The following is an 8,945-nucleotide window of genomic DNA, read 5'->3' on the forward strand; positions in this document are numbered from 1 at the left end:
GGCAGGATCTGGTCGCCGCTACGCTCGCTTCGTGAAAGTGGCGCGCGACCACAGGAATCCGACGATGGCGAACCCGGCGCACCAGGCCAGCGCCGCGGCGGTGTCACCGCCCGAGGGGTTGCCGGAGAGGAATCCGCGCAGCGCCTCGATGATCGGCGTGAAGGGCTGGTACTCGGCGAACTGCCGCACACCCTGACCCATCTGCTCGGCGGGCACGATCGCGGTGCTCAGGAAGGGCAGCATGATCAGCGGCACCACGCTCATGCCCGCCGACTCCGGGGTTGTGGCGGCCATACCCAGCGCGACCGTCAGCCAGGACGCCGCGAACGAGGTCGCCAGCATGACGCCGATCGCACCGAGCCAGTCGGTCGCGGTGGCGTCCGGGCGGAAGCCCAGCGCGAAGGCCACGCCGATGACCGCCGCGATGGCGACCAGATTGATGACGATGGTCGCCACCACATGCCCGATCAGGATGGCGCTGCGGGAGACCGACATGACCTTGAACCGGTTGATGATGCCCTTGGCCATATCGGAGCTCACCGACACCGCGGTGCCCGACAGCCCGTAGCTGATGGCCAGCAGGATCATGCCCGGCGTGGCGTAGTCGATGTAGTCCTCGCCGACCTCGAACGCGCCGCCGAAGACGTACACGAAGATCAGCATCATCACCACCGGCATCAATGCCGCGTTGAAGATGGTGACCGGGTTGCGGGCGATGTGCTTGAAGTTGCGGCCCAGCATGGTCGACGCATCGGCCAGCGATGCGACCGGGGACAGGGTGCTCATGATGCGACAGCCTCCGTGGTGGCGCGCCCGGTGAGGGCGAGGAAAACGTCATCGAGATCAGGGGTGTGAATGGAGACCTCGGCGGCCTCGAGCGAGTGGGCGGCGAGCCGGTCCAGCAGCTCGCGCAGGAAGGCGCTGCCGCCGCTGCCCTCCACCCGCAGGGCGAGAGCGTCGTCGTCGCGGGTGGCGGTGGGCAGGGCGCGCTCGGCCGCCGCCATTTCGGCGGCGGTGGTGAACCGCAGCCGGACGTGGCTGCCGGGGATACGGCGCTTGAGTTCCGCGGCGGTGCCCTCGGCGACGATGCGCCCAGCGTCCAGCACCGCGATCCGGTCGGCCAGCTGATCGGCTTCCTCGAGGTACTGGGTGGTGAGGAAGATGGTCACGCCGTCGGCCGTGAGTTCGCGGACGATCTCCCACATGGTGCGGCGGCTGCGCGGGTCCAGACCCGTGGTGGGCTCGTCCAGGAAGACGATGTCCGGTTTGGTCACCAGGGTCATGGCCAGATCCAGTTTGCGTCGCATGCCGCCGGAGTAGGTGGCGGCGGGCTTGCGCGCCGAGTCCGTCAGCTCGAAGCGTTCCAGCAGTGCGTCGATCACCTGCTGCCGCCGCGCGCCCCGCATCCGGTGCAGGTCCGCCATCAGCCGCAGGTTCTCCTCACCGGTGAGCAGATCGTCCACGGCGGCGAACTGCCCGGTCACCCCGATGACCCGGCGCACCGCCTCGGGTTCGGTCATCAGGTCGTGCCCGGCGATGCGCGCCGTACCGCCATCCGCCGTTTGCAGCGTGGTCAGCACGTTCACCGTCGTCGTCTTGCCCGCCCCGTTCGGGCCGAGCAGCGAGAAGATCGTGCCCGCACGGATATTCAGGTCGATTCCGTCGAGGATCGTCTTGTCCCCGTATGCCTTCCGCAGCCCGGAGGCCACGATTGCCGCGTCGTTCATGGGTAGAACGATCACGGCAGCGCCTGACACGGACCTGATACCGGGCTGACACACCCGCCGAACCGATGTTCGCGCTGTTCAGGGCACGGTCAGCGGCGGTACATGCCCTCGATCTCGTCGGCGAAGCGTTCGGCGATGACGTGGCGTTTGACCTTGAGGGTGGCGGTGAGTTCGCCGGATTCCTCGGAGAGATCGCGGGGCAGGACGGTGAACTTCTTGATCGCCTCGGCGTGCGAGACGGTGTTGTTGGCGTCGTCGACGGCGCGCTGCACCTCGGCCAGCAGGGTCGGGTCGTCGCGCAGGTCGGCGACGGTGGCGTGGGCCGGGGTGGCGGTGGCCGCCTTCCAGGACTCGAACGCCTCCGGGTCGATGGTGATCAGGGCGGTGATGTAGGTGCGGCCGTCACCGACCACGATCGCCTGGGAGATCAGCGCGTGCGAGCGGATGCGGTCTTCCAGCGGGCCGGGTGAGACGTTCTTGCCGCCCGCGGTGACGAGCAGATCCTTCTTGCGGCCGGTGATGGACAGGAAGCCGTCGGCGTCGAGTTCGCCGAGATCGCCGGTGCGCAGCCAGCCGTCGGACAGCGCCGCGGCGGTGGCCTCCTCGTTGCGCCAGTAGCCGGTGAACACCACGCCGCCGGACAGTTCGATCTCGCCGTCCTCGGCGATCCGAACCCCGTTGCCGCCCAACGGCTGTCCCACGGTGCCGATCTTCACCGCGCCCGGCACGTTGACGCAGTGCGCGGCGGTGGACTCGGTCAGGCCGTAACCCTCGTAGATCGGGACGCCGACGCCGCGGAAGAAATGTCCGAGCCGGGGCGCGAGCGCTCCGCCGCCGGAGATGGCGAACTCGCAGTCCCCGCCCAGGGCCGCGCGCAGCGGCGCGTACACCAGGCGATCGCACAGCGCGTGCTGGACGCGCAGCAGCGGGGACGGTCGCCGCGCGAAACCGCCGGTGCGATCCAGGTTCTGGCTCCATCGGATGGCGGTGCGCTCGGCGAACCGGAAGATCGCGCCCTTGAGCGCGCCGCCCTCGTGCGCCTTCTTGTCCGCGCCGTCGCGCACCTTCTCGAACACCCGCGGCACCCCGAGAATGGTGTGCGGGCGGAACCGCGTGAACTGCCCGGTAATCGTCTTGAAGTCCGACCAGTGCGCCTGGGTCATGCCGCCCTCGAGGGCGGCCAGCGAGACGGCACGGGCCAGCACGTGGGCCAGCGGCAGGAAGGTGAGCATGCGCTGCCCGGGGCGGGCGACGTCGCCGATGCTGGCCTTCAGGATGCCGCGCACCTCCGACAGGAAATTGCGGTGGGTGAGCATGCAGCCCTTGGGGCGGCCGGTGGTGCCGGAGGTGTAGACCAGGGAGGCGAGGCCGTCGGCGCGCAGCCCGTCGAGCCGCTCCCGCAGCGCCGCGTCGGGCACGTCCGCGCCTTCGGCGATCAGGGTGGCCTCGGCCCCGTCGTCGATGACCAGCATGCGCCGCAGCGTGTCCGGTGCGGCGGTGACCAGATCCTTGTGCCGGGCGGTCTCCACCACCGCGAGCGCGGCCCCGGAATCCTCCAGGATCCAGCGCACCTGCTCGGCGGCGGAGGAATCGTAGACCGGCACGGTCACCGCGCCCGCGGCCCAGATCGCGAAGTCGAGCAGCGTCCACTCGAATCGGGTCGCCGACAGCAGCACCACCCGGTCGCCGGGTTCGATGCCATTGGCGATCAGGCCCTTGGCGACGGCGGAGACGAGGCGCGCGAACTCGGCGGCGGTGACGTCACGCCACTGGTCTCCGGCGGGCCGGGAGAACAGCACCCGGCTCGGAAAGTGCTCGGCTTGGGCGTAGACCGATCCGACGATGGTCTCGTCGGCGGCGATGGTGAAGCTGGCTGCCGCGGTGAACTCACGCATGCTCGTCTCCAGTGGTCGGATGGGAGTGACGGAATCGCCGGAGCGCGGCGGCGAAGTCGGAGATTTCCCGGGAGGTCCAGTCGGTCATGCGCTCGCCGAGCAGGGTCAGATCCCGCGCGACCGCCGCTTCGAGGGCCTGCCGTCCCGCGGCGGTCAGGGTGAGCGGGTATCCGGCGTGCAGGCTGCCCTCACCCGCCGCCACCCAGCCCGCGTCCATGCAGGACCGCAGCTGCCGCGACACCGTCGACCGGTGCACACCGAACGCCTCGGCGAGCTGGGTGGCCCGGCATCCCGGATTCCGCGCGATATAGGACAGGGTCGACTGCTGCGCGAACGACGGCACGCCCTCGGCGACGGGGCGGCCCGCGATGATCTCGCGGACGATCCACGCGAGCTCGTCGTGAACCGCGACGAGCTCGGGGGACGCCCCGCCCGACTGGTGTTGCATAGCGCAACTATAGCGCCGCGGACCGCCGCCCCGACGGACCGGGGTGTTCGGCCGCACGACCGGCCGGTCGCGCCGAACCGGACCGGATACCGAGACACGGCGACGCACCCACGGTCCGCTACGTGCTCGTTCCGTGCCCGGAATCCGTGGTCGGCACGGATGTCGTTCCGCCGCGCGGAAAATAGCGTTAGCTGCATGAACTCCACCATGGAAACCAAGACCGACATCACCGTTCACCTCGAGGTCGCCGACCCCGACGCCGCCCGCGCCACCTACGACGCGGCCTTCGGACTGGGCGATCGTGTGCGGTTCCGCGCCGGACAGGAACCGTCCTCTGGCTTCCGCGGCTGCATGCTCTCCCTCGTCGTCGCCCAGCCCGGCACCGTCGACAGCCTCATCGCCACCGCGCTGGACGCGGGCTTCACCACCCTGAAACCGGCCAAGAAGACCTTCTGGGGCTACGGCGGCGTCATCCAGGCCCCCGAGGGGACCATCTGGAAGATCACCAGCTCCAACAAGAAGAACACCGGCCCGGTCACCCGCGAGGTCGACAGCATCGTGCTGCTGCTCGGCGTCGAGAACGTCAAGGCGACCAAGCAGTTCTACGCCGACCGCGGCCTGCCCGTGGGCAAGAGCTTCGGCAGCAAGTACGTCGAGTTCGCCACCCCGGGCTCGACCGTCACCCTGGCGCTCTACGGCCGCCGCGCCGCCGCCAAGGACGCGGGCGTCGACCCGGAGGGGTCGGGTTCGCACCGGATCGTCATCGGCGGCGATATCGGAACATGCACCGATCCCGACGGCTTCGTCTGGGAGAGCAGCGCTGTCTGACCTCGATATTCCCCATCCGACGCCATGGGCGGCGTCGAACCGGCGGACCACGCGATCATGTGCGGTCCGCCCCCCGATTCCCCTGCGGCACAACGAAGTCCAGCGGCGTCAGTGGTCGTGTCCCGAGGAACGGCATCACCAGGTTCGAACCGATCCGGATGGGCGTTGCCGCCCCGCCCCGCCCCGGGGGCGACGGCGGCCGCCCGCTGGCGAGGGGTCCGGGCCGGGTTGTGACCTCGGCCCGGCATTCAGCCGTGGCGGCCCGATTTGCCCTATCCTCGATGCCACCCATTCCGTCCCGGAGAAAGCAGGTCATGAAGCGACGTTCGCGCCGCCGAAAATCCGTTCCCGGTCGAAGTAAGCGACCCCGACGAGGGGAGCTGACGTGGTGACCGCGGTGAGCATTGTCGCCGGTGTGCTGGTCGTCTTCGCCATCACCGCCGTGACCGGGTACTTCGTGGCCCAGGAGTTCGCCTATATGGCGGTGGACCGGTCGCGGTTGAAGGCGGCCGCGGAAGCGGGGGACGCGAGTGCGGCCCGGGCGCTGGGGGTTACGCGGCGCACGTCGTTCATGTTGTCGGGGGCGCAGCTCGGCATCACGGTCACCGGGCTGCTCGTCGGGTATGTGGCCGAACCGCTGATCGGCCGCGGGATCGGGGATCTGCTCGACGGCGCGGGAGTGCCGCTCGCGGTGGGCGTCGGCATCGGTGCGGTGGCGGCCGTGGTGTTCTCCACGCTCGTACAGATGGTGTTCGGCGAACTGGTGCCCAAGAACCTCGCCATCGCCCGGCCCGAACCGGTGGCCCGCTGGCTGGCCTGGTCCACCACGCTGTACCTGCGCCTGTTCGGCTGGCTCATCACGCTGTTCGACCACGCGTCGAATCTGCTACTGCGCGCGGTGCGCATCGAACCGGTGCACGATGTGGAGCATTCGGCCAATCCGCGCGACCTCGCGCATATCGTCGCCGAATCCCGCGATGCCGGTGAACTGCCCGCCGACCTGTCCACGCTGCTCGACCGAATGCTCGACTTCCCCACCGGCAGCGCCGAACACGCCATGATCCCGCGGCCTCGCGTCGACACCGTGCGCGCCGATCAGCCCGTCGAACTGGTGCTGGAACGGATGGCCACCGGCCACACCCGCTATCCGGTGATCGGCGAGACCAGCGACGACCTGGTCGGCATCGTGCACCTGCACGACCTGCTCGCCACCACTGTCACCGGACCGGTGGCCGCGTACACCCGGCGCGCGGTGGTGGTGCCGGAATCGCTGCCGCTGCCGGAGGTGCTGGCCAGGCTGAACGCGGCCGACGACGAAATGGCGCTGGTGGTGGACGAATACGGCGGTTTCGCCGGCATCGTCACCATCGAGGACATGGCCGAGGAGCTGGTCGGCGAACTCGCCGACGAGCACGATCCGTCCACCGATCCGAGTCGGGCGCGGCGGCTCGACAACGGCTGGCTCATGCCGGGCGGCCTGCATCTCGACGAGGTCGCCCGTGAGCTGGACCACCGGCTACCGTCCGGTGACTACGAGACGCTCGCCGGTCTGCTCATCGCCGTGCACGGTGACCTGCCCGCCGTCGGCGACACCGTCGATGTCGAACTGCCGCCGGACCCGGCCGAACTGGTGGCCGACGTCCCACCCACACCCAGGGTGCTGCACGCCGAGGTGCGTGCCGTCGACAAACACGTGCCCGCACAGGTTTTCGTGACCGTCTCCGAGTCGCGGGAGGACGACCGTGGATAACCCGTGGATCGTCGCCGCCGTCACCGTCGCGCTCATCGCGGCCAGCGCCTTCTTCGTAGCGGTGGAATTCGCGCTGGTCGCAGCCCGCCGCTACCGACTCGAGGACGCCGCGCCGCACAGTGCCGCCGCCCGCGCCGCGCTGCGCAGCGCCTCGGAACTGTCGGTGCTGCTGGCCGGTTCGCAGCTCGGCATCACCGTCTGCACGCTCGCGCTCGGCGCGATCACCAAACCGGCCGTGCACCACTGGCTCACCCCGGTCTTCGACACCTGGGGCGCGCCACTGTGGTTGGCCGACGTCGCCGGATTCGTCCTCGCCCTGCTGATCGTGACCTTCCTGCACCTGGTGATCGGTGAGATGGCCCCGAAGTCCTGGGCCATCGCGCATCCGGAGCGGTCGGCGATCATGCTGGCGCTGCCCATGCGCGCCTTCATGTGGCTGACCCGGCCGCTGCTGACCCGGCTCAACGAACTGGCCAACTGGTGTCTGCGCCGGATCGGCGTACAACCGGTCGACGAGGTGTCGGCCGGGCAGAATTCGGAGGCGCTGCGGCATCTGGTGGAACACTCCGCCACCGTCGGCGCGCTCGACCCCGACGACCATCGGCGGCTGGCGGCCGCGCTGGAACTGGAGAGCGTGACCGTCGCGGATCTGATGCGGGCCGACCCGAATCCGAGTTCGGTACCCGCCGACGCCGGCCCGGCCCAGATCCAGACCGCCGCCGACGCCACCGGGCATCTGCGTCTGCTGGTCACCGGTCCCGACGGCATCACCGGCGTGGTCCACGTCCGCGACGCGCTGCGCGCCCCGGCCACCGCGACCGCCGCCGATCTGGCCCGCCCGGTGCTGCGGCTGGCCGCCGACACCCCGGCCTATCAGGTGCTGCGCACCATCCAGGATTCGCGCAACCACCTGGCCGTGGTGTCCGACGGCGACGGGCGAATGCTCGGCGTGGTCACCCTCGCCGACATCCTGCAGCGCCTCATGCCGACCCCCAGCCGTCCGGCGACCTGACGGGCAGACGTGCGCCGTGGCATGCCCGCGGCCGATTCCTGCCCGGACGTTCGCGACCGACCTCGCACGGCGGCCCCCGGAACCGTGCGGTTCCGGGGGCCGATATTTCGGGTCGTCAGGATTCGGCCCGGCGCACCAGGTCGGCGATCCGCTGTTCGACGGCCGGGGTGAGTTCGGTGAGGGCGAAGGCCGTGGGCCACATGGGGCCGTCGTCGAGGTGGGCGATGTCGTTGAAGCCAAAGGTGGCGTAGCGGGCCTTGAACTTCTCGGCGCTCTGGAAGAAGCAGACGACCTTCCCGGCGCGGGCGTAGGCGGGCATGCCGTACCAGAGCTTGGGGCTCAGGGTGGGGGCGTGCTCCTTGACGATGGCGTGGACGCGTTCGGCCAACGCGCGGTCCGCGTCGGACATCGCGGCGATCTTGGCGAGCACGTCGACCTCGGGGTCGGCCTTGGAGCCGCGGCGGGCGGCGGCCTTCAACTCCTGGGCGTGCTCCTTCATGGCGGCGCGCTCCTCGGCCGAGAAGCCCACGGTGGTCTTGGTCTTGCGGGTGGTGGTCATGGCGGTTGCCTCTTTCGGTGTCAGTGCGTGCGGTCTTGGAGCAGGCCGAGGACATTGCCGTCGGGATCGGTGACGGTGGCGACCAGGCGGCCGCCGCCGACATCGCGCACCGGTTCCCGCACGGTCGCGCCCGCCGCCAACACGTCGGCGAGCTTCGCCTCGATATCCGGTACGTGCCAGTAGGAGACCGGTGCGGTCATGCCCTGCGGCCCGCCGTCGGGCACCAGGCCGATGTGCTGACCGCCGACCTCGAAACCGACGTAGAAGGTGCCGTCGATCTCGGGCGGCACCCCGAGCAGCGCGCTGTAGACCTGCTTGGCCGCCGCCAGATCGGAGACGGGATGCAGCACGGTCCTGATGCCGGAGTGGTCGACCGTTCGTGTTGCTTCCATGGCGATAACGCTAGATTCGGCGCGGGCCGGTGCCATCCGTGCCGACCACGGATCTCACCACGTAATCGGGTCCGAGGGACGGATCGACGGCGATGCGAGAGGATGGGTGGCGTGTCGAAGCAGAGGGTCTCCGCCGGGATCTCGGACCGGGAGGCCGAGGTGCTGGCTCTGGTCGGGCAGCATCGCAGCAATGCCGAGATCGCGGCCGAGCTGTACATCTCCGTGCGCACCGTGGAAACCCACGTGTCCTCCCTGCTGCGCAAGGTCGGCGTCCCCGACCGGCGGGCGCTGGCGGGCCGCGCGGCCGAGCTGACCAGGGCGGAGCCGACCGGGG

The 8,945-nt window shown here is 70.0% G+C and carries 10 protein-coding genes; 4 read left to right on the top strand and 6 right to left on the bottom strand.

The features are described from left to right. Positions 1-18: 18 nt before the first annotated feature. The 4 genes from QK444_RS26425 to QK444_RS26440 form a co-directional block, all read right to left on the bottom strand. Positions 19-786: an ABC transporter permease gene (locus tag QK444_RS26425; RefSeq protein ID WP_282784746.1), complete on the bottom strand. Its 768-nt coding sequence runs from the start codon at positions 784-786 to the stop codon at positions 19-21. Further along, entirely contained in the window at positions 783-1,727 is a 945-nt protein-coding gene (locus QK444_RS26430; protein WP_282784748.1) for an ATP-binding cassette domain-containing protein, read from the bottom strand. Before QK444_RS26430 ends, QK444_RS26425 begins: the two co-directional genes overlap by 4 nt. Positions 1,728-1,816: 89 nt before the next feature. Continuing rightward, the gene (locus QK444_RS26435; protein ID WP_282784750.1) at positions 1,817-3,622 is read right to left on the bottom strand and encodes a long-chain fatty acid--CoA ligase; all 1,806 of its coding nucleotides are present in this window, start codon (positions 3,620-3,622) and stop codon (positions 1,817-1,819) included. Next, positions 3,615-4,070: a MarR family transcriptional regulator gene (locus tag QK444_RS26440; RefSeq protein WP_282784752.1), complete on the bottom strand. Its 456-nt coding sequence runs from the start codon at positions 4,068-4,070 to the stop codon at positions 3,615-3,617. The genes QK444_RS26435 and QK444_RS26440 overlap by 8 nt, the downstream gene beginning before the upstream one ends. Positions 4,071-4,265: 195 nt before the next feature. On the opposite strand from QK444_RS26440, the gene QK444_RS26445 reads away from it, so the two are divergent. From QK444_RS26445 to QK444_RS26455, 3 genes are all read left to right on the top strand, one after another. Beyond that, complete coding sequence (locus QK444_RS26445; RefSeq protein WP_282784753.1) at positions 4,266-4,898, top strand: glyoxalase; 633 nt, start codon at positions 4,266-4,268, stop codon at positions 4,896-4,898. A gap of 385 nt (positions 4,899-5,283) precedes the next feature. After that, entirely contained in the window at positions 5,284-6,648 is a 1,365-nt protein-coding gene (locus QK444_RS26450; protein WP_282784755.1) for a hemolysin family protein, read from the top strand. Next, the gene (locus QK444_RS26455; RefSeq protein ID WP_282784756.1) at positions 6,641-7,660 is read left to right on the top strand and encodes a hemolysin family protein; all 1,020 of its coding nucleotides are present in this window, start codon (positions 6,641-6,643) and stop codon (positions 7,658-7,660) included. The genes QK444_RS26450 and QK444_RS26455 overlap by 8 nt, the downstream gene beginning before the upstream one ends. A 115-nt stretch (positions 7,661-7,775) precedes the next feature. Here QK444_RS26455 and QK444_RS26460 read toward each other — a convergent pair whose 3' ends face one another. After that, complete coding sequence (locus tag QK444_RS26460) at positions 7,776-8,219, bottom strand: DUF1801 domain-containing protein (RefSeq protein ID WP_282784758.1); 444 nt, start codon at positions 8,217-8,219, stop codon at positions 7,776-7,778. Between the two features lie 20 nt (positions 8,220-8,239). Next, the gene (locus QK444_RS26465; RefSeq protein WP_282784759.1) at positions 8,240-8,611 is read right to left on the bottom strand and encodes a VOC family protein; all 372 of its coding nucleotides are present in this window, start codon (positions 8,609-8,611) and stop codon (positions 8,240-8,242) included. A gap of 111 nt (positions 8,612-8,722) precedes the next feature. Here QK444_RS26465 and QK444_RS26470 point away from each other — a divergent pair. Continuing rightward, positions 8,723-8,945: helix-turn-helix transcriptional regulator (locus tag QK444_RS26470; RefSeq protein WP_282784761.1), on the top strand; the 223-nt coding region annotated here is incomplete at its 3' end.

The sequence above is a fragment of the Nocardia sp. CC201C genome, from assembly GCF_030010695.1.
Taxonomy (GTDB): Bacteria; Actinomycetota; Actinomycetes; order Mycobacteriales; family Mycobacteriaceae; genus Nocardia; species Nocardia otitidiscaviarum.

What these genes read in the sequence shown, in the direction of transcription:
- QK444_RS26430 (WP_282784748.1), bottom strand. Translation starts at nt 1,727, where the DNA reads ATGAACGACGCGGCAATCGTGGCCTCCGGGCTGCGGAAGGCATACGGG.
- QK444_RS26425 (WP_282784746.1), bottom strand. Translation starts at nt 786, where the DNA reads ATGAGCACCCTGTCCCCGGTCGCATCGCTGGCCGATGCGTCGACCATG.
- QK444_RS26440 (WP_282784752.1), bottom strand. Translation starts at nt 4,070, where the DNA reads ATGCAACACCAGTCGGGCGGGGCGTCCCCCGAGCTCGTCGCGGTTCAC.
- QK444_RS26445 (WP_282784753.1), top strand. Translation starts at nt 4,266, where the DNA reads ATGAACTCCACCATGGAAACCAAGACCGACATCACCGTTCACCTCGAG.
- QK444_RS26465 (WP_282784759.1), bottom strand. Translation starts at nt 8,611, where the DNA reads ATGGAAGCAACACGAACGGTCGACCACTCCGGCATCAGGACCGTGCTG.
- QK444_RS26435 (WP_282784750.1), bottom strand. Translation starts at nt 3,622, where the DNA reads ATGCGTGAGTTCACCGCGGCAGCCAGCTTCACCATCGCCGCCGACGAG.
- QK444_RS26460 (WP_282784758.1), bottom strand. Translation starts at nt 8,219, where the DNA reads ATGACCACCACCCGCAAGACCAAGACCACCGTGGGCTTCTCGGCCGAG.